Here is an 18,675-nt window from a genome sequence, read left to right as displayed (position 1 = left end):
AAGACTTAATCTCGTTGGAGACACTGTGAACGAACCCATGCTGAAAGTCAGTGACCTGACCCACCGTGTCAGTCTGGAGACTGATACGTTGACGATATTGCAGGGGGTCAGTCTGGAAATCAATCGAGGTGAGTCGGTGGCGATTGTCGGGCGGTCCGGGTCTGGCAAAACGACGCTTCTGGGGTTGCTGGCCGGGCTGGATACTCCCACAGAGGGGACCGTTGAACTGGACGGAGCGGTCATCAGCAAGCTGTCCGAGGACGAGCGTGCCAGGTTGCGTGCACAACGGGTCGGATTTGTATTCCAGTCTTTCCAATTGTTGCCGGCACTGACAGCGCTCGAGAACGTGATGCTACCGCTGGAACTTGGTGGGCATGAGGCTCCGGAGAAAAAAGCGCGGGAATTGCTGGAGCGCGTGGGCCTTGGCGAGCGTCTCACCCATACGCCGCGCCAGCTGTCCGGCGGTGAACAGCAGCGGGTTGCCATTGCCCGGGCCTTTGCCTCGGATCCGGTGGTGCTGTTTGCGGACGAACCCACTGGCAACCTGGACAACCGCACCGGGCAGGCAGTGTCGGACCTGTTGATGGCACTGAACCATGAGCAGGGTACAACGCTGGTGATGGTGACCCACGACGAGCACCTGGCCGTGCGCTGTGGCCGCCAGTTCAGTATAGAGGCGGGCGTTCTCACTGAACCCGATACCCGCACCGACGAGGAGCCAGTCATCTGATGGTGGCCTCCCGTAAACTGATGTCCATACGCCGCGACTGGCGTGAACGGGACGTTCGCGTTGTGCTGGCGGCATTGATGATTGCCGTTGCCACGGTGGCCACCATTGCGCTGTTCGCCAGCCAGCTACAACGAACACTGGTATCCTCGGCCAGCTCCTTTCTGGCGGCGGACCGGCAACTGGAAGCTGAAAACGGTCGCCCCATTCCTGACGCCTGGCTGGCGGAAGCGCAGAATCGCCAACTGGAAACCGGGCAGATGGTGGAATTTTCTACCATGGTGTTCGGCGCGGATACTTTCCAGCTGGTATCAATCAAGGCGGTCAGCAACGAGTATCCGTTGCGTGGCCAGGTCGAATATCAACTGGGCCCGGATGAACCACGGCAACTGGTGTCGTCAGGCCCGGGCCCGGGTGAAGTCTGGATCAACCCTCGACTGCTCCGGCTGCTGGACACCAGTGTGGGCGACACCCTGGAAGTCGGTAATCTTGAGTTGGAAATATCCGGCCTGTTGGTGCGCGAACCCGATGGCGGCTTCCGCCTGTCGGCCCTGGCACCCCGGGTGATGATGCACGCCGACGACGTACCGGACACTGGCGTGATACAGGAAGGCAGCCGGGTGGAATATGTCTACCTGTTTGCCGGTGAGGAAGCGGCACTGGAAGGCTACTATCGCTGGTTGCAGCCGCAACTCGAGCCGAGCCATGAGTGGGAGGGGGTACGGGATGGCGAAACCTTTTCCCGATCCCTGGAGCGTGCCGAGCGATTCCTTCTGCTGGGCGGCAGTCTGGCGGTCATGCTGGCGGCTGTCGCGGTAGCCGTCGCCAGCCGTCAGTATGCGCTGTCACAGAGAGACACCGTGGCACTGCTGAAAACCCTCGGGGTGAGCAGTCAGGGCATTGGCAGGCTGTACCTGCAACGCCTGGGCCTCTGGGGGCTGGCCGGCGCTGTCGGGGGGCTGGTGATTGCGTTGCCTCTGTATTGGTTGCTGTCCCGCTTGCTCAGCGATGTGCTGGAACGACCGGTGGATTACCAGCTCGATCCTGCCGCACTGGCGCCGTCGCTGCTGACGGCTCTGGTGTCCCTGTTTGCTTTTGCCTATCCGCCCATCCGGCGCTTACGCAACGTACCGGCCATGCGTGTATTGCGTTCCCAGCCCGGAGAATCCGGTCGCGAAGCGCTGCCCGACCTGATTGTTGCCCTGGTGGCGATTTTCGGGCTGGTGTGGATGTATGCCGGCGAAGTGTCTCTGGTTCTGGCGTTGCTGGGTGGGCTGATCCTGTTATTGGGCACCCTGGCATTGCTCGGGTGGCTGATGGTGCTGGGATTGCGCAGAATCAGTGGTGGTGGCAATGCCTGGCGCCTGGCCTTGGTGGGGCTCTACCGGCATCGCCGGGCCAGCCTGTCGCAAATTGCCGTGTTCGCCATGACGCTGATGCTGGCGGCGACGCTGATTCTGGTTCGAACCTCGCTGCTGGCGGATTGGCAGGCCCAATTACCGGAAAATACGCCCAACCACTTTCTGATCAACATTGCCCCTGACGTGGTCAAAGACGTTGACGCCTTCTGGCAGGATCGGGGGCAACCGCTGGATCAGCTGTATCCCATGGTGCGTGGCCGGTTTACCGAACTGAATGGGGAACCGGTCAAGGAAGCGGTCAGCAAAGACGAGAGGGTAGGCGCCCTGAACCGGGAGCTGAACCTGACCTGGATGGAGTCGCTGCCGGCAGACAATGAGATCGTGGAGGGTGAGTGGTTCAGTCCGGGCGAGACCCGCGGTGTTTCCGTTGAGGCGGAGCTGGCGGAAAAGCTGGGCCTGAAAGTCGGCGATGAACTGACCTTTACCATCGGATCGGAGAAAGTCACCGAGGCGGTTACCAGTATTCGCACGGTGCAGTGGGACAGCATGAAGCCCAATTTCTACATGGCCTTTCCGCCAGGCGGCGGGCTGGAGGAGATGCCGGCCACCTGGATTACCAGCTTCTACTTGTCACCCGGCAACAAGAATGCCCTCAATGAGTTTTCCCGTCAGTATCCAACAATCTCGGTGCTGGAGATAGATCACATCATCGAGCGTATACAGGACATCGTCAGGCAGGTAACCCAGGCCATTGAAGCCATTCTGGCGCTGATTCTGGCTGCGGCCCTGGTCGTCATGGCGGCGGTGGTCAGTGCCACCCTCCGGGACCGTCAGCGGGAGGGAGCCCTGCTGCGTACACTCGGTGGGCGGCAGTCTCTGCTGGTGCGAAGCACCATGCTGGAGTTCGCATTGCTGGGATTGTTTGCTGGTGTCCTGGGCGTAACCGCGGCAGAGGCTGCGGTCTGGACTCTGCAATTCCGGATGTTTGAGGGAGAGTTCCAGTGGCATTGGGCGATCGTGTTGCCGATACCTCTATTGAGCGCAGTGGTTCTCGCGCTGTTCGGACGCTGGCAGCTCAGACCGGTGCTGAATGTTTCCCCGATGTTGTTACTGCGGCGCCTGGAGTAATCCGGCCTCAGCGGTACTGGGAGAGGATGGCTTCCAGTTCTCCGTTTGCACGGATGTTGGCCAGTTCGGCGTTGAATAACCGGGCAAACGCTGTCCAGTCCTTGCGAAGCATCAGGCGGAAGCCGTAATTGGTGAGACTTTCCTTGGAGATGCGAAAGTCTTCACGCCAACCCTCGTTTCGGAGGATCCACTGACCGACCAGTCGATCAGCTATAGCGGCATCAAAGCGATTTCCGTGGAGCAAGAAGGTGAACATGTCCCGGTCGCGGGAGACGTCAAAGCGCTTGATCGCGCCTGACTGGAAATGAGACTCCAGCAAAGGGTAGAAGTAGCCAAGGTGAGTCACCACGGTCCGTGAGAACAGATCTTCCGTCGTCTGATATGTCAGGTCAGAGTCGGCGGGGATGAAAACAACCTCCTCGACCTCGACAATGGAATCGGTAAAAAGGAACTGCTCCGGGTTGTCCGTCCATTCGATGGCCCGCGAAGTGGCATCTATGTAGCCCTCCAGCAACATCGTGTCCACGCGTTTGCGGGGAATCTGCTCCGGAACAACCTCATAGCCAATACGATCCGCGATCAGCGTGACGACGTCCCACATAATGCCCGAAGGTTCTTGTCCATCTACGATCAGGTACGGCGGATAGCCATTGGGAGACACATTGAAATGCAGAGTTCTGGCTTTTTTCGTCGGAGCGATGTCGTCCGCGAATACCGGAGCTGACAATATAAAGGCGATAACGAGTAGCAGGATTGACGCGACAGGGGGGAGGACAGGAAGGCCGGATGTTCGATTTGGCATAAAAGGATGGCTCTGATGTCGGAAAAAAATTAACCCGGCACATCCTTGCCAGCTTTTCGGCAATTGTTACGTTTCTGTAAGGCCTTTTCAATGATTTGATGTATATGTTTTGCAAATATTTACTCTGACCCATATCGGTGCAGGCCCCGGCCTCGCGGGGGTAACCTGCACCAATAGCCAGAGAAAGGCCAGGGATTATGCCCAGGCGCGGCGCAGGACCTCGCGGGCGTCTTCCCGAGTCACCTCTTTCGGATTGAACATGATCGCGCCGTCATCCAACGCCAGTTCGGCGATCTGATCCAGTTGTGCCTCAACCACCTTGCCGGTTTCCTTCAGCGTACGCGGCAGCTGGCAGTGCTTGTAAAGCGCATCCCGCATGCGGCGGATGGTGGAAATGCTGGCTTCAGCGCGACGGGCCGCCGGCGTCGCCGCGTACACATCGGGGCCATCCAGGTACAACAGCAACTCGCCCAAGGGCTCACGGATGGATTCAATGTTGTATTCCAGCACGTAGGGCAGGTACAGGCTCATGCACAGGCCATGAGGTAGCTGGCAGATAGCACCCGTCGCGTGACCCAGTGCATGGACCAGGCCGACCATGGAATTGGAGAAAGCAATCCCCGCCATGGTGGAAGCCTGAGCCAGCTCCAGACGGCCATCGGCGTCTTTCGGGTTTTCCATCACCGACAGCAGGGAGGTACTGATCTTCTTGATCGCGGCCGTGGCGTAGGCGTCGCTGAGCGGGTTCTTCGCCATGCAGGTGAAAGCTTCGATCGCGTGGGTCATCGCATCCATCCCCGTTGCCGCCGTGATGTGGGGCGGCAGCGTCAGCGTCATGCGGGGATCGATGATCGCGGCATTCGGCAACAGGAATGACGAAGTGAACGGCAGCTTCACGTGTTTTTCAGTGTCAGCAATAACTGCGACAGCAGTAACTTCGGAGCCGGTGCCAGCGGTAGTCGGCACAACGAAGAACGGCTTGAGTGGGTGCTTGAGTACGCCGGCACCGGAGTAGGCGGCAATATCATCACCACCCTCGGACACCAGGATGTTGACAGCCTTGGCGGTATCAATGGCGGAACCACCACCGACAGCGATGATGGAGTCACACTTTTCAGCTCGGTAGATGCCAGCAATGTCGCGGACCACTCCGGTGGATGAATCCGGTGGTACGTCATCGTAAATACTGACGATCTCCAACCCGCTTTCCTCGCACGCGGAAATGACCGGATCGAGCAGGCCAGCGGCACGTACGCCCTTGTCGGTCACAATCATGGGGCGCTTGGCCGCCATGCCGGTCAGTTCGTAAGGGATATGCTCCAGGGCCGCCTTTCCGGCGATCACCTTAACCGGGCAAAAGAACTCATAGTATTTGTTAGTCATTATGCTCTCACCGTTTCGACAAAATTGGTTGCGACCTTGAGGTAGATCCGTGCGGCACTGATCAGCTTTTCCGGCAGGTGAAGGTTGGCGGGATATTCCTTGACGGCCCGCTTCGCAATCAGCTTCGGAAGTATGAACGCTTCCAGCCGGTTCAGTACCCGTGTCATGCGGATGGCGTAGCTGATATCGCCATCCACCAGCATCCTGTCATTGGCGAAGGCCACGGAAGTCTTCTCCTGGAACGACAGCACCATGAAGGCGTGGGCGATGTGCTTGAACTGTATTGACAGATCCACCGGTCGTGGGGCGGTACTGCCATGGTAGTGGAAGCGCCCGTTACCGGTATGTTCGACGATGAGGTTGGAGCCGTTCGGCATCACCATCATTTCAAACAGAAAACCTTCGGGAAGGGCAATGGCTTCCTGTTGGACTGTCTCATCCACTTCACTAACGGCCTGAAGGGCGCGACCCATAACCTGGAACATCAGCTCCACGTACAGTCGTCTCGCCTGGAAAGCCATCGGTTGGATACGTTTCGCTAACATGGCAATCATCCGATTGTTGTTGGTGTGATCTGATTTTTAGAGTTATTGCTCTAAAAGTCAATGCGATCATTGACAGGGAGGTGCTGTCACCACGGCAAAAGTCGGGCTAACGCCTGCGTACAAGGTGTCCCGATACAGAAAGGCCCGGAGTGGATCCGGGCCTTTGGAGAAGGGCTGTCCAGTAGTTACTGGGTCAGATTGGCGAGTTTTCGTTTGGCCTCTTCAGCCACTGCGCCGCCGGCTTCCGCCGCTGTTTGGTAGTACCTGATGGCGTCATCGCGACGGTTCTGTTTCACCGCCACATCACCCAGACGAAGGAAGGCTATGGAGGTCGGAACCACTTCGTTGGCCTTGGTGAGGTTGGTCCGGGCTTTATCCAGCTTGTTCCGGGACAGCGCATTCAGGCCGTTGTGCAGGCGGTAACTGAACATTTCGGGATAGAGGGACACCGCTTTCTCGAGGTCCGCCTCGGCCTTGGCCTTCTTTTCCTGCGCTTCGTAAATGCGTCCCCTGAGGGAGAAGAACAGGGCTTCGTCCGGCTCTATGCGGATGGCTTCGTTGATCCTGGTCAGCGCCGCTTCCATGTCTCCCTCGCTGGCCAGTTTCAAGGCTTCGTCATGGGCATCGTAAGCGGGCTTGAGTTTTCTGACCTTGGCCAGTTTTCTGTCGTAAACATCCTTACCGCGGTATCCACCGGCGCCGTATTTCTGAACCAGTTTGCGGTTCTCCGCAACCCGCTTCTGTGACGGAGGGTGGCTGGCGAAGAGGCCATCAATAAAGTTGGACTGACGCCCCTCCGACAGTTTCACAAATAATTCCTGAAGCTCTACCGCTGCCTGGGGATCGTAGCCCGCCTCAACCATGTACTCGATGCCATAACGGTCCGACTCAAGTTCATCGCCCTGGCTGTACTGAGCCTGAATAATCTGCGCGCCAAGAGCAGCGCCACCCATGAGCAGGCCAGTCCATTCATTATCCGACAGGGCGAATCCCAGCCCGGCGACCCCGGCGCTGATCAACATACCCTGTTGCATGCGTTGGACGCTGTGACGTGCGGCGGCATGGACAATCTCATGGCCGAGCACAGATGCGAGTTGGGCTTCGTCTTCCAGTTCGGTCAGAAGACCCCGGTTTATAGCGATCTTGCCGCCCGGCAGTGCCCAGGCATTGGGAACACTGCTGTTCAGCACCACGAATTCATAGGGCAGGTCGGGGCGATCGCTGACCCTGGCCAGCTTCTGGCCCACTTCGCGTACGTACACGGTCAGGTCCGGGTCGAGATAGAACTGACCGCCCTGGGTCTGTTGGGTCGGGGTGTATTGCTCCGCGCCTATGGAAAGCTCCTGGCTTTCCGGTATCAGTGACAACTGCTTTTCCCCGGTGACCGGGTTTACAGAACATCCCGTCATCGCAAAGAGCAGGATTGTCAGGGGCAGGCAGCGAAAAAACAGCCGGTTCGTCACAGTAAACTCCTGTTATCAGTCCTTGATCCGGGATGTACGTAACCCCGGGTGGTCAGGGTCAGTTTATACCACATCCGATGACCGACGGTTATAGTCATGGTGCCCTTGTAATCTGGAGAGAATTCCTTGCGAAGTGTATGATAAAGCGCTTGTTAACCTTCCTTTTTCTGATTCCGCAAATGGAACCTTCATGGTTGATTATCTGGAACTGATTGCGCTGGCCTGGTTTCTGGTGTGCTGGATTGGCTATACCGAGTATTCCAGCCGCAAAGCCAATGACAGACCTTGCCTGTCCAACACCCTGGACCTGTACCGGGAGGATTGGATGCGGGGGATGCTGCGCCGGGATAACCGCATTCCGGATGCGTCGGTCGTGGGAAACCTGGAACGCAACGGCGCTTTCTTTGCGTCCAGCTGCCTGCTGATTCTCGCGGGTATTATTACCGCACTGGGCTACACTCAGGAAGTAATGGAGGTGTTCAGTACTCTGCCGTTCGGCAACTTGCCGAGTCGTGCGATCTGGGAGTTACGCATGGTGGTTTTGCTGATGGTGTTTATCTATGCCTTCTTCAAGTTCACCTGGTCCATGCGCATGTATAACTTCGTGGCTGTGCTCATCGGGAGCGCACCATTACCGGAGGACACCAAAGTCAGTCCGGCTGCGCGGGAAGCCTTTGCCCAGAGCGCGGCGCGGGTATGTAACCTGGCGGGGGACGCGTTCAACCTTGGCTTGAGATCCTATTACTATGCCATGGCGGTGGTGGCGTGGTTTATCCACCCGGTGGCCTTTATTGCGGGCTCCACGCTGGTTGTCATCGTTCTGTACCGTCGGGAATTTCATTCCAACGCCCTGGAGGCCCTGCGCGGCGGAAAAGTGTTTGAAGAACCTGCGGCGAAATCCGATGCCGCGTCGAAATCCAACAGTTACCGATCTGGCGATTCTGAATGACTGATGATATCCGACTGAACCGGGTTCGCCGGTTTCTAGAGACCCTGAACCAGGCGCGTGAACTGGGCCTGACCGTTGAGGCCACTGGCGACGGCGTATTGACCATGTGCTTGCCATACAGTGACCGGATTATCGGTAACCCGGATACCGGCGTGATCCACGGTGGTGCGATTACCACGCTGATGGACACGACCTCGGGTTCGGTGATCATCTGCGCCCTGCAGGATTTTGAGTTGTGCCCGACGCTGGACCTGAGGGTTGACTACATGCGCCCCGCGGAACCCCACAAACCGGTGTTTGCCCGCGCGGAAACCTACAAGATTACCCGCAACATCATCTTTACCCGGTGCGAGGCCTACCAGGAAGGCGGCGAAACCATCGCCAACTGCGTCGGCACCTTCATGCGTATTGGTAAGGAAGCAACACCGAAAGGCTATCGGGATCTGATCACCGGAGGTGAAGAATGACCGACCCTGAAATCCTCCGTCACACCCGCGAAAGCGGTGATTTCTCCCGGCTGCTGGAAAGCGTTCCCTACGCCCGCTTTATCGGCCTGGAGTGCGACCGTTTCGGCGACGACCTGATCTTCCGCTTACCGAAAAAGGAAGAAAACCTGGGCAATCCGATCCTGCCCGCCATTCACGGTGGCGTCATCGGCGGCTTTATGGAAATGTCTGCTGCCATCTACCTGATGATGTCCCAGGACAGTATGCGCATGCCTCGTATCGTGGATTTTTCCCTGGATTACCTGCGCGCTGGCCTGGACCGCGAAACCTATGCCGAGTGCCGACTGACCCGGCAGGGCAACCGTGTGGCCAACGTGATGATCACCGCCTGGCAGAAATCCCGTTCCCAACCAATTGCCACGGCGCGAGCCCACTTTCTCCTGGAAGACTGAATTCGATCCGGACGGGGTTGAAATACCCCGGTCGAACCCCATTTCAGGATTCAGCACATTAAGCATTGGTGCAGGCATGCAGTTGAGGATGGGTATACGAAACACGCCTCAAGACGTCCCTGTGCGGCTCGGGCTCCGCCATCCATGGCTCCGCACGGTTTCGTATACCCATCCTCAACTGCATGCTCATGCTCCGTGCAAGAATCGATATTACTCAACAGTTGGGTGGTGCGGTCGGGTAATCCTTTCCAAAACCCTGCGGAGCCATGGATGGCGGAGCGGAGCGTACAGGGACGTATTCACAGCGTGTTTTTGGAAAGGATTACCCGACCGCACCGCTCCACCGAACGTAAACAGCAGGAGATAAAAAAGCCATGACGGTAGAAGCGCAAAAAGAGACCCTGGGTTTTCAGACCGAAGTGAAGCAACTGCTTCACCTGATGATCCATTCCCTGTATTCCAACAAGGAAATCTTCCTTCGTGAGCTGATCTCGAACGCGTCAGACGCCGAAGACAAACTGCGTTTCGCGGCATTGAAGGATGACGGCCTGTATGAAGGCGATCCCGAGCTGAAAATCCGCCTGGACTACGACCAGGAAAAGAACACCATCACCCTGGCTGATAACGGTATCGGCATGACGCGTGATGACGTGATTGAGAACCTGGGTACCATCGCTCGCTCCGGCACTGCGGAGTTCCTGCAGCAGCTGTCAGGTGACGAGAAGAAAGACAGTAAGTTGATTGGTCAGTTTGGTGTGGGATTCTATTCCGCGTTCATTGTGTCCGACAAGGTCGAAGTGTTTACCCGCCGCGCCGGTGCAGCGCCTGAAGAGGGCGTGCACTGGGAATCCAACGGTGACGGCGAGTTCACCATTGAGCAGGCTAACCGTGAGAATCGGGGCACCGAAATTGTCCTGCACTTGAAGTCTGATGCTAAGGAATTTGCTGACGGATTCCGTCTGCGTGGACTGGTAAAGAAATACTCCGATCACATTTCCTTCCCGGTAGTGATGAAATCCGAGTCCGAGGAAGAGGAAGAAAAGGGCAAGGACGAAACCGTCAACGACGCCACCGCACTGTGGACCCTGCCGCGAACCGAGATCAAGGACGAGGAGTACAAAGAATTCTACAAGCACATCGCCCACGATTTTGAAGACCCGCTGACCTGGTCCCACAACAAGGTGGAAGGCAAGCTGGACTACACCAGCCTGCTGTACATTCCGGCCCGTGCACCGTTTGACCTGTACAACCGGGAAGCACCTCGCGGCCTGAAACTTTACGTGCAGCGCGTATTCATCATGGACGACGCCGAGCAGTTCCTGCCGCTGTACCTGCGCTTCGCCAAGGGCGTGATCGACTCCAACGATCTGTCCCTGAACGTTTCCCGGGAGATCCTGCAGAACGACAGCACCGTGGAAAGCATCCGCACCGCGCTGACCAAGCGCGTACTCGACATGCTCTCCAAGCTGGCCAAGAAAGATCCCGAGCAGTACCAGAAGTTCTGGGGTGAGTTCGGCACCGTCATCAAGGAAGGTCCGGCGGAAGATTTCAGCAACCGCGAGAAGATTGCCGGCCTGCTGCGTTTTGCCTCCACCCATACGGGTGAGCAGACCCAGAACGTGTCCCTGGATGACTATATCGGTCGTATGAAGGAAGGTCAGAAGAAGATCTATTACATCACCGCCGATAACTTCATGGCCGCCAAGAGCAGCCCGCACCTGGAAGTTTTCCGCAAGAAGGGCGTTGAGGTATTGATCCTGTCCGACCGCATCGACGAGTGGATGATGGGCTACCTCAGCGAGTACGAGGGCAAGCAGCTCCAGGACGTTGCCCGCGGTGATCTCGACCTTGGCGAAGTTGAAACCGAGGAAGACAAGAAGCACAAGGAAGAGGCCGCAGAGGAGCATAAAGATTTGCTTGAGCGCATCAAGAAGGCCCTGGAAGACCGTGTCCAGGAGGTGCGGGTGACCAACCGCCTGACCGATTCCCCAGCTTGCCTGGTGGTGGGTGACTTCGACATGGGCGCTCAGATGAAGAAGATCATGGAAGCCGCTGGTCAGAAAGTGCCGGACAGCAAGCCGATCTTCGAGATCAACGTGGACCACCCGCTGGTTCAGCGCCTGGAAAACGAGAAGGGTGACGAGCGTTTCGGGGAACTGTCCGCTGTACTGCTGGATCAGGCCACCCTGGCCAGCGGTGAGCAGCTGGCAGATCCGGGTGCTTATGTGACCCGTCTGAACCGTCTGTTACTGGAACTGGCAAACTAAGCGTTGATGCAACATATTATTGTGGATATCAACATCAGCCCTGAAGAGTGGATCAAGCTCTATCAGGGCGTGGCCACCGATGTTCACACCACGGCCCGGGACGGACGCTCCGTTCACTTCCCGGCCCGTATTCTCTCCCGTTTTTATCTCCGCGACGGCGTTCGCGGCAGCTTCCGCATTCTGTTCGACACTAACGGCAAGTTCGCTTCCATTGAACGACTTTGATTGTTGATAGATTCAGAATAATCCTCCCTTCTTTCTGGATTGGCGAAAGCTATTAAAAATGTTTGTTTAATTAATTATCCTGTAACTGCCTGCGAGTTGTAGTGTGTAGTTGTTCCCCCGTAACGCAGGATTTCCCCAATGCCAGTAATCAGAAATCTTTCTCTCGTGAAGTGGAGAAATGCGCTCGATATTCTGGTGGACTACAGTCGTAACTACGCTGAAGCACAGTGATTCAACTGCGAAATGAGTGGGAATGATTGATAGCTATTCACTATCCGGAGATTAGGAAACATTCAAGCAGCCAACGTTAGTTGATCTATATTGAGTGATGCCCTTGTCACAAATACGTTTTGCCAACTGTTCAGAGACAGGAGAGAACAATGAGTAACAATAATGGTAATGGTGGTAAGTGTCCGGTCATGCACGGCAGCAGCACTTCGGCCAACCAGAATAACATCAGCTGGTGGCCCGAAGCGCTGAACCTGGACATCCTTCACCAGCATGATCACAAATCCGATCCGATGGGCGAAGACTTTGACTACGGCGAGGAAGTCAAAAAGCTGGACTATGACGCCCTGAAGCAAGACCTGTATGCATTGATGACCGACAGCCAGGAATGGTGGCCGGCGGATTGGGGTCATTACGGCGGTCTGATGATTCGTATGGCCTGGCACGCTGCAGGTACCTATCGTCTTGCCGATGGTCGGGGCGGCGGTGGTACCGGTAACCAGCGTTTTGCACCGCTTGGTTCCTGGCCGGATAACGTCAGTCTCGACAAGGCCCGTCGTCTGGTGTGGCCAATCAAGAAGAAGTATGGCAACAAGCTGAGCTGGGCGGATCTGATGATTCTGGCCGGCAACGCTGCCTACGAATCGATGGGGCTGAAAACCTTCGGCTTTTCCTTCGGCCGTAAAGACATCTGGCACCCGGAAAAAGACATCTACTGGGGCGCGGAGAAAGAATGGCTGGCTCCATCCGACACCCGATACGAGGATGTGGATAAGCCGGAGACCATGGAGAACCCGTTGGCGGCCGTTCAGATGGGCCTTATCTATGTGAATCCGGAAGGCGTCAACGGTCAGCCGGATCCGCTCAAGACAGCCGAGCAGGTGCGGGAAACCTTTGCCCGTATGGCGATGAATGATGAGGAAACCGCGGCACTGACCGCCGGCGGTCATACCGTCGGTAAGACCCACGGTAATGGCGATGCCGAAGCCCTTGGTCCCGAGCCGGAAGGCGCAGACGTCCACGAACAAGGTCTGGGCTGGAACAACCCGAATATGAAGGGCAAGGCCGCCAATGCCGTTTCCTCTGGCCTGGAAGGCGCTTGGACAACCAACCCGACCAAGTTCGATATGGGCTATTTCGACTTGCTGTTCGGTCATGAATGGGAGCTCAAGAAGAGCCCGGCCGGTGCAAACCAATGGGAGCCCGTGGACATCAAGGAAGAAGACAAGCCGGTTGACGCAACCGATCAGTCCACTCGCCGCAATCCGATGATGACCGATGCGGATATGGCGATGAAGATGGATCCTAAGTACCGCGCGATCTGTGAAAAATTCATGGCAGATCCCGAGTACTTCCGTGACTGCTTTGCCAGGGCCTGGTTCAAGCTGACTCACCGGGATATGGGGCCGAAGAGCCGCTACATCGGCCCGGAAGTGCCTGCTGAAGACCTGATCTGGCAGGATCCGGTACCACAGGGCGAGACCAACTACATCGAAGAAGTGGTCAAGGAAAAAATCGACGACGCCGGCCTGAGCATCAGCGAGCTGGTCAACACCGCCTGGGACAGCGCCCGGACTTTCCGTGGTTCTGACATGCGCGGTGGCGCCAACGGCGCTCGTATTCGCCTGGCCCCGCAGAAGAACTGGGAGGGCAACGAGCCGGAACGTCTGTCCAAGGTATTGGGCGTGTACGAGAAGGTCTCCTCTGAAACCGGCGCCAGTATCGCAGATGTCATCGTGCTGGGTGGCAACCTGGGCGTAGAGAAGGCCGCGAAAGCTGCCGGCTATGACGTACACGTGCCCTTCCTGAAGGGCCGTGGAGACGCCACTGACCAGATGACCGATGCGGAATCCTTTGCGCCACTGGAGCCGGTCGCCGATGGCTTCCGGAACTGGCAGAAGAAGGAATATGTGGTCAAGCCGGAAGAGCTGCTGCTCGACCGCGCCCAACTGCTGGGCCTGACGGCACCGGAAATGACCGTCCTGCTCGGTGGCATGCGTGTGCTCGGCACCAACCATGGTGGCGCCAAGCACGGCGTGCTCACGGACCGCGTAGGTCAGTTGACGAACGACTTCTTCGTCAATCTGACCGACATGGCCTTCAGTTGGAAGCCCGCGGATAAGAACCTCTATGAGATTCGTGACCGAAAGACTGACAAGGTGAAGTGGACCGCCACCCGGGTAGACCTGGTGTTCGGCTCCAACTCCATCCTCCGGGCCTACTCTGAGGTGTACGCCCAGGATGACAACGATGAGAAGTTTGTGAATGACTTCGTTGCCGCCTGGGCCAAGGTCATGAACAACGACCGTTTCGACGTGAAGAAGTAAGTCGATAGCAACAGACCGGGCATCCTGATTTCGGGATGCCCGGCTACCAACTTCCCGCCAGATTCCTTACAATCCGCTCCGACCGATTTTTGAACAGCTGCTGACTGATTCTCCATTCATCTTCCGGAGCCTCCATGCGAATTATTCTTGCCCCGATGGAAGGGCTGGTAGACGCACCCATTCGTGAAACCCTGACTAAGGTCGGCGATATTGACCGGTGCGTCACCGAGTTCATTCGCGTGACCCACGGTATGCTGCCCCCCAGAATTTTCTACAAATTCGCACCGGAGTTGCATAACGGATCCCTGACCGAAGCCGGTACACCAGTAGCCGTCCAGCTTCTGGGGTCGAACCCCGAAATGATGGGCCGCCACGGTGCGAAAGCGGTCGAACTGGGTGCGGGGCAGGTTGATATCAATTTTGGTTGCCCGGCCAAGACCGTCAACAAACACAAGGGCGGTTGTGTGCTGATGCGAGAGCCGGAGCTGATGCATGAGATCGTCGCGGCAGTCCGCAAGGCGGTCCCGGCAGACATCCCGGTCACTGCCAAGATGCGTCTGGGTTATGACGACCGTTCCATGGGTGTGGCCTGTGCCCAGGCGCTGGAAGCCGCCGGTGCGTCAGAAATCGTGATTCATGCCCGCAGTAAGGTGGACGGCTACAAGCCACCCGCCTACTGGGAAGAAATCGCCAAAGCGCGGGAAGCGGTCAACACCCATGTCATTGCCAACGGCGAGATATGGACCGTTGACGACTACTGGCGTTGCCGTGAAGTGTCCGGCTGCGAGGATGTCATGATCGGACGCGGCCTGATTGCCCGCCCGGATCTGGCCCGTAAAATTCGCGCCAGTCAGTCAGGAGAGGCCGTACCCGACATGACTTGGCCGGAAGCCGTGGCACTGGTGCGTGAATACGCCTCCGTTCTTCAAGGGTGGCTGGAGGACCGGTTTGTGACCGGTCGAATCAAGCAATGGCTCAACTTTCTGCGTCAGGGTTTCCCCGAGGCTGAAGCTTTATGGCCTGAAGCTCGCAAGATCCGCCAGGTAGCCCCCATGTTGGCCTGTCTTGAAGGACCGGTTACGATTACCGATTTCCGCGCGGCTTGAGCCCTGCTTCAATCTTCCATGTCCGGCTGATAACTTCCTGAGCGTGCGGCGCCATTCAGTTGGGCCCGTTTCAGCATTGCGGCCTGGGCAGCCGGGCCATTATCCAGTTTGCCGGCCCATGCCTTCTGAGCTGGCTCCTGAAGTGCACGTCCATAAGAAAAGCTGAGCTCCCAGGGTTGTGCACTCATGGCGTTCATGGCATTGAGGTTTGCGGTTGCCTCATCGGGCGTCTGGCCGCCGGACAGGAAGCAGATGCCGGGCACGGCGGCGGGTACGGCGCGGCGGAATACACCGATTGTTGTCCTGGCCACTTCTTCAGGCGTGGCCTTCGGGTTTTCTTTACCGGGTGTCACCATGCTCGGTTTCAGAATCATGTGCTCCAGCTCGACTTTGTGTCGATAAAGGGTGTGAAACACTTCTCTGAGCACAGCTTCGCTTACCTCCGCGCAGCGTTCTATGGTGTGGCTGCCATCAATCAACACCTCTGGCTCCACGATGGGAACAATACCCATGGATTGGCATATAGCCGCGTAGCGCGCCAGCACTTCCGCATTGGCCTCCATGGCTTGGCGAGAGGGAAGGGTGTCGGAGATATGAAACACATCCCGCCACTTGGCGAAGCGGGCTCCCTGATTCCGATAGATTTCCAGCCGGTCTTCAAGACCATCCAGACCCACTGTTATTTCGTCGCCCGGGGCATGTACCAGTGGCTTTTTGCCCTTGTCCACCTTGATGCCCGGAACAATGCCCTGTTTCGCAAGAAGCTCCGCCATAGGCTGGTTGTCGAGACTGGTCTGGCCCAGTGTTTCTTCAAACAGAATCACACCGCTGATGAAGCCTCCCAGACCGGAGGTTGAGAAGATGAGACTGCGGTATTCACGGCGTTTCTCTTCGCTGGATTCAACGCCAACTGCGCTGAAACGTTTGGCGATAGTGGGGTGGCTCTCATCTGCCGCCAGAATGCCTTTGCCGGCCTGTACCAGTTCCCCAACGGTTGCGCTTAGTTCTTCCTGAGTAGTCATGACGAGCTCCTGAGTAATCCATCAGCAGTCAGAGTAGGATTTGGGTTTGTACTCTTAGTGTAGACGGTCGATAGTGCTACTGAACTTGATCTGGGCTAAGACGGTGAACGATGCAGTGGTCTAATCTGTCACTGATAGAGACAGCAAGAGGGGTAGGCCTGTATGAAAACCGTCGTCAGCGTCAGCCAGGGTTCATCCGAGTATGACTACCATATGGAAACGGACTTTATGGGCCAGCCTTTCCGCATCATCCGCCTTGGAACTGACGGGGACCTGTCAAAGGCCGAAGCGGTACTGGAGTCGGTTCATGATCAGGCGGACGCCATCGGTCTGAGCATGGTTCATGACCACTATGAAGTCGGACGTGAACAGCTTGAGCATCCGGATACCGCCCGCCTGGAGGCCTGGGTTCCTGACAAGCCGGTGACCACCGGTGCGGGCCTGCGGGGTATCCTGCAGGAGTGGGCGGTTCGACACACACAGTCAGAGCTTGGCCACTTCTTCGATAATGCCCGCGTTCTTTTTATGAACGGGCAGGCCGGCTACCGTATTGCCAAAGCGCTGTCCGAGCACACTGACAACCTGTTTTTCGCCGACCCCTATACCGATTTTGGCGTGCCCCGGTTGCTGACGTCCCTGAAGCAACTGGAAACCTACACCTCGCTGACGGCATCCATCATGTATCGGCCGGCAGCGATAAAAACCGTCGAAAGTATCTTGCACACGCCACTCTATCGCCTGGGCGAGAGCCTGGTTCAGGGATCGTTATGCCACGCTGCATCCGAAGCTCACGTTATTGTTGCCTCCATCGGCGACCTTGAGCTTTTCGGAGAGAACGAGCTGGATGGCAAAACCGTGATTACATCGCGCGTGACCGATACCGTTCTGGACTGGATGCGCTCCCGTCGCGTAGCCATGGTGGTGGATTATAGTCCCTGGCTGGAGGGGCGACCGATAGGGGTCAATGTCCTGGATGCCATGATCAGTACTGCTCTTGCCAGGACACCGGAACAACTGGGCCCCGATGATTATCTGGATGTGATTCAGAGGCTGGGCATAGAGCCCAGGATTCTGTATCCAGACGGTTATCGCCGGGTGAATCGGTTTGCCTTTGTTATTCATCCGCTGTCACAGCAATATCTTACCAAGACACCGCCACTGGATTGGATCGCCAGCGTCTCACCACCGGTCATCATGAACCTGGTTGAGAAGGCTGTGGCCTACACGCCACCGTTTGTTTATTCCCGGGTATCGGGTATCCGGTCGCCGACTGGCGACGAAGTGGAAGGCTGGCTGATAACTGTGGGTGGCACTCCTCGGGAAATCATGGCCCATGGGCCGGAGTTCACCTACGCAAGACTGCTGCAGGCGGCGAAACTCGCCAAAAAGCTGGGGGCTCAGATCATGGGGCTCGGCGCTTTCACCAAGGTGGTCGGTGACGCGGGCATCACGGTGGCCAAACGGGCACCATTGCCGATCACCACGGGTAACAGCTACAGCGCTTCTGGCGCACTCTGGGCAGCCCATGACGCCATGAAGAAAATCGGGCGGGTGAGCATCGGCCCAAGTGGTAAGGCAGCCGGCAAAGCGATGGTGGTGGGGGCCACCGGGGCGATCGGTTCGGTGTGTGCGCGGTTGCTCGCCAAAGCGGTTGATGAGGTGTATCTCGCTGCTCCGGAACCAGCGAAGCTGCTGGCCCTGAAAGAAAGTATCGAACAGGAAACGCCAGGGGCCATTGTGCATGTGGCAGGCTCTGCTGAACGTGACCTGGCGGACATGGACATGATTGTCACGGCCACATCTGGTGCCGGCAAACGCATTCTGGACATCATGAAGGTAAAACCCGGCTGTGCGATTACCGACGTTGCCCGACCCCTGGATATTTCGGCGGAAGATGTCGCCAAACGTCCGGATGTGCTGGTGATCGAATCCGGTGAAATCCAGTTGCCCGGAGAGGTGCGCATGAAGGACATCGGTCTGTCCGATGGGGTGGTCTATGCCTGTCTGGCGGAAACCATTGTGCTGGCACTGGAAGCGCGATTCGAGAACTTCACTCTGGGCCGTAACATTGAATGGGAAAAAGTGCGGGAAATCTACAAACTCGGCCTCAGGCACGGAATGAAGCTGGCAGCCATCTCGGGTGTCAACGGGGTATTTAGTGAGGAAGACTTCGAGCGAGTCAGAGCATTGGCGGCAGACAATCAATAAACTCTGAGAATACCCGGGACATTTCTATAGCCCAAA

At 57.2% G+C, this 18,675-nt stretch carries 15 protein-coding genes; 10 read left to right on the top strand and 5 right to left on the bottom strand.

The genetic code is table 11. From position 1 onward, the window contains the following. The first annotated feature begins 37 nt into the window (after nt 1–37). Both MARLIPOL_RS16300 and MARLIPOL_RS16295 read left to right on the top strand, forming a co-directional pair. Entirely contained in the window at nt 38–730 is a 693-nt protein-coding gene (locus tag MARLIPOL_RS16300; RefSeq protein ID WP_012139405.1) for an ABC transporter ATP-binding protein, read from the top strand. Beyond that, nucleotides 730–3,216, top strand: a complete 2,487-nt coding sequence (locus MARLIPOL_RS16295; protein ID WP_012139404.1) for an ABC transporter permease — start codon at nt 730–732, stop codon at nt 3,214–3,216. Before MARLIPOL_RS16300 ends, MARLIPOL_RS16295 begins: the two co-directional genes overlap by 1 nt. A gap of 7 nt (nt 3,217–3,223) precedes the next feature. Here MARLIPOL_RS16295 and MARLIPOL_RS16290 read toward each other — a convergent pair whose 3' ends face one another. From MARLIPOL_RS16290 to MARLIPOL_RS16275, 4 genes are all read right to left on the bottom strand, one after another. Further along, nucleotides 3,224–4,018, bottom strand: coding sequence for a substrate-binding periplasmic protein (locus tag MARLIPOL_RS16290; RefSeq protein ID WP_036192196.1), 795 nt, complete (start codon nt 4,016–4,018; stop codon nt 3,224–3,226). 195 nt (nt 4,019–4,213) lie between these two features. Beyond that, the gene (locus MARLIPOL_RS16285; protein WP_012139402.1) at nt 4,214–5,401 is read right to left on the bottom strand and encodes an iron-containing alcohol dehydrogenase; all 1,188 of its coding nucleotides are present in this window, start codon (nt 5,399–5,401) and stop codon (nt 4,214–4,216) included. Further along, nucleotides 5,401–5,946, bottom strand: a complete 546-nt coding sequence (locus tag MARLIPOL_RS16280; protein WP_036192193.1) for a hypothetical protein — start codon at nt 5,944–5,946, stop codon at nt 5,401–5,403. The genes MARLIPOL_RS16285 and MARLIPOL_RS16280 overlap by 1 nt, the downstream gene beginning before the upstream one ends. A 185-nt stretch (nt 5,947–6,131) precedes the next feature. Continuing rightward, on the bottom strand, nt 6,132–7,355 hold the full coding sequence (locus MARLIPOL_RS16275; RefSeq protein ID WP_051123175.1) for a M48 family metalloprotease: 1,224 nt from the start codon (nt 7,353–7,355) through the stop codon (nt 6,132–6,134). Between the two features lie 244 nt (nt 7,356–7,599). Here MARLIPOL_RS16275 and MARLIPOL_RS16270 point away from each other — a divergent pair, with 244 nt between their 5' ends. The 7 genes from MARLIPOL_RS16270 (at nt 7,600) to MARLIPOL_RS16240 (ending at nt 15,409) form a co-directional block, all read left to right on the top strand. Then, nucleotides 7,600–8,358, top strand: a complete 759-nt coding sequence (locus tag MARLIPOL_RS16270; RefSeq protein WP_012139399.1) for a DUF599 domain-containing protein — start codon at nt 7,600–7,602, stop codon at nt 8,356–8,358. Next, nucleotides 8,355–8,825: a PaaI family thioesterase gene (locus MARLIPOL_RS16265; protein WP_012139398.1), complete on the top strand. Its 471-nt coding sequence runs from the start codon at nt 8,355–8,357 to the stop codon at nt 8,823–8,825. Before MARLIPOL_RS16270 ends, MARLIPOL_RS16265 begins: the two co-directional genes overlap by 4 nt. Beyond that, on the top strand, nt 8,822–9,256 hold the full coding sequence (locus MARLIPOL_RS16260) for a PaaI family thioesterase (RefSeq protein ID WP_012139397.1): 435 nt from the start codon (nt 8,822–8,824) through the stop codon (nt 9,254–9,256). The genes MARLIPOL_RS16265 and MARLIPOL_RS16260 overlap by 4 nt, the downstream gene beginning before the upstream one ends. Before the next feature lie 374 nt (nt 9,257–9,630). Beyond that, entirely contained in the window at nt 9,631–11,523 is a 1,893-nt protein-coding gene (htpG, locus tag MARLIPOL_RS16255; RefSeq protein ID WP_012139396.1) for a molecular chaperone HtpG, read from the top strand. Nucleotides 11,524–11,529: 6 nt separating this feature from the next. After that, nucleotides 11,530–11,748 (top strand): DUF2835 domain-containing protein, encoded by a 219-nt coding sequence (locus MARLIPOL_RS16250; RefSeq protein ID WP_012139395.1) that lies wholly within the window; start codon nt 11,530–11,532, stop codon nt 11,746–11,748. Nucleotides 11,749–12,128: 380 nt separating this feature from the next. Further along, complete coding sequence (gene katG / locus MARLIPOL_RS16245; RefSeq protein ID WP_012139394.1) at nt 12,129–14,303, top strand: catalase/peroxidase HPI; 2,175 nt, start codon at nt 12,129–12,131, stop codon at nt 14,301–14,303. A gap of 134 nt (nt 14,304–14,437) precedes the next feature. Then, nucleotides 14,438–15,409 carry a tRNA dihydrouridine synthase gene (locus tag MARLIPOL_RS16240; RefSeq protein WP_012139393.1) on the top strand — a complete coding sequence of 324 codons (972 nt, stop codon included), beginning with the start codon at nt 14,438–14,440 and terminating at the stop codon, nt 15,407–15,409. Between the two features lie 8 nt (nt 15,410–15,417). On the opposite strand, the gene MARLIPOL_RS16235 is transcribed toward MARLIPOL_RS16240, so the two are convergent. Beyond that, entirely contained in the window at nt 15,418–16,431 is a 1,014-nt protein-coding gene (locus tag MARLIPOL_RS16235; protein ID WP_012139392.1) for a class I fructose-bisphosphate aldolase, read from the bottom strand. A 162-nt stretch (nt 16,432–16,593) separates the two neighbouring features. Between MARLIPOL_RS16235 and MARLIPOL_RS16230 the strand changes: the two genes are divergently transcribed. Next, the gene (locus tag MARLIPOL_RS16230) at nt 16,594–18,639 is read left to right on the top strand and encodes a shikimate/quinate 5-dehydrogenase (RefSeq protein WP_012139391.1); all 2,046 of its coding nucleotides are present in this window, start codon (nt 16,594–16,596) and stop codon (nt 18,637–18,639) included. The last annotated feature ends 36 nt before the right edge of the window (nt 18,640–18,675 follow it).

It is taken from the genome of Marinobacter lipolyticus SM19, assembly GCF_000397065.2.
GTDB classification, from domain to species: Bacteria; Pseudomonadota; Gammaproteobacteria; order Pseudomonadales; family Oleiphilaceae; genus Marinobacter; species Marinobacter lipolyticus.
The sequence above is the reverse complement of the archived record's forward strand: the minus strand, read 5'-3'. Positions and strand labels throughout refer to the sequence as shown.

Coding starts and splice junctions, on each gene's coding strand:
- MARLIPOL_RS16300 (WP_012139405.1), top strand. CDS start 38: ATGCTGAAAGTCAGTGACCTGACCCACCGTGTCAGTCTGGAGACTGAT.
- MARLIPOL_RS16295 (WP_012139404.1), top strand. CDS start 730: ATGGTGGCCTCCCGTAAACTGATGTCCATACGCCGCGACTGGCGTGAA.
- MARLIPOL_RS16290 (WP_036192196.1), bottom strand. CDS start 4,018: ATGCCAAATCGAACATCCGGCCTTCCTGTCCTCCCCCCTGTCGCGTCA.
- MARLIPOL_RS16285 (WP_012139402.1), bottom strand. CDS start 5,401: ATGACTAACAAATACTATGAGTTCTTTTGCCCGGTTAAGGTGATCGCC.
- MARLIPOL_RS16280 (WP_036192193.1), bottom strand. CDS start 5,946: ATGTTAGCGAAACGTATCCAACCGATGGCTTTCCAGGCGAGACGACTG.
- MARLIPOL_RS16275 (WP_051123175.1), bottom strand. CDS start 7,355: ATGACGGGATGTTCTGTAAACCCGGTCACCGGGGAAAAGCAGTTGTCA.
- MARLIPOL_RS16270 (WP_012139399.1), top strand. CDS start 7,600: ATGGTTGATTATCTGGAACTGATTGCGCTGGCCTGGTTTCTGGTGTGC.
- MARLIPOL_RS16265 (WP_012139398.1), top strand. CDS start 8,355: ATGACTGATGATATCCGACTGAACCGGGTTCGCCGGTTTCTAGAGACC.
- MARLIPOL_RS16260 (WP_012139397.1), top strand. CDS start 8,822: ATGACCGACCCTGAAATCCTCCGTCACACCCGCGAAAGCGGTGATTTC.
- htpG (WP_012139396.1), top strand. CDS start 9,631: ATGACGGTAGAAGCGCAAAAAGAGACCCTGGGTTTTCAGACCGAAGTG.
- MARLIPOL_RS16250 (WP_012139395.1), top strand. CDS start 11,530: ATGCAACATATTATTGTGGATATCAACATCAGCCCTGAAGAGTGGATC.
- katG (WP_012139394.1), top strand. CDS start 12,129: ATGAGTAACAATAATGGTAATGGTGGTAAGTGTCCGGTCATGCACGGC.
- MARLIPOL_RS16240 (WP_012139393.1), top strand. CDS start 14,438: ATGCGAATTATTCTTGCCCCGATGGAAGGGCTGGTAGACGCACCCATT.
- MARLIPOL_RS16235 (WP_012139392.1), bottom strand. CDS start 16,431: ATGACTACTCAGGAAGAACTAAGCGCAACCGTTGGGGAACTGGTACAG.
- MARLIPOL_RS16230 (WP_012139391.1), top strand. CDS start 16,594: ATGAAAACCGTCGTCAGCGTCAGCCAGGGTTCATCCGAGTATGACTAC.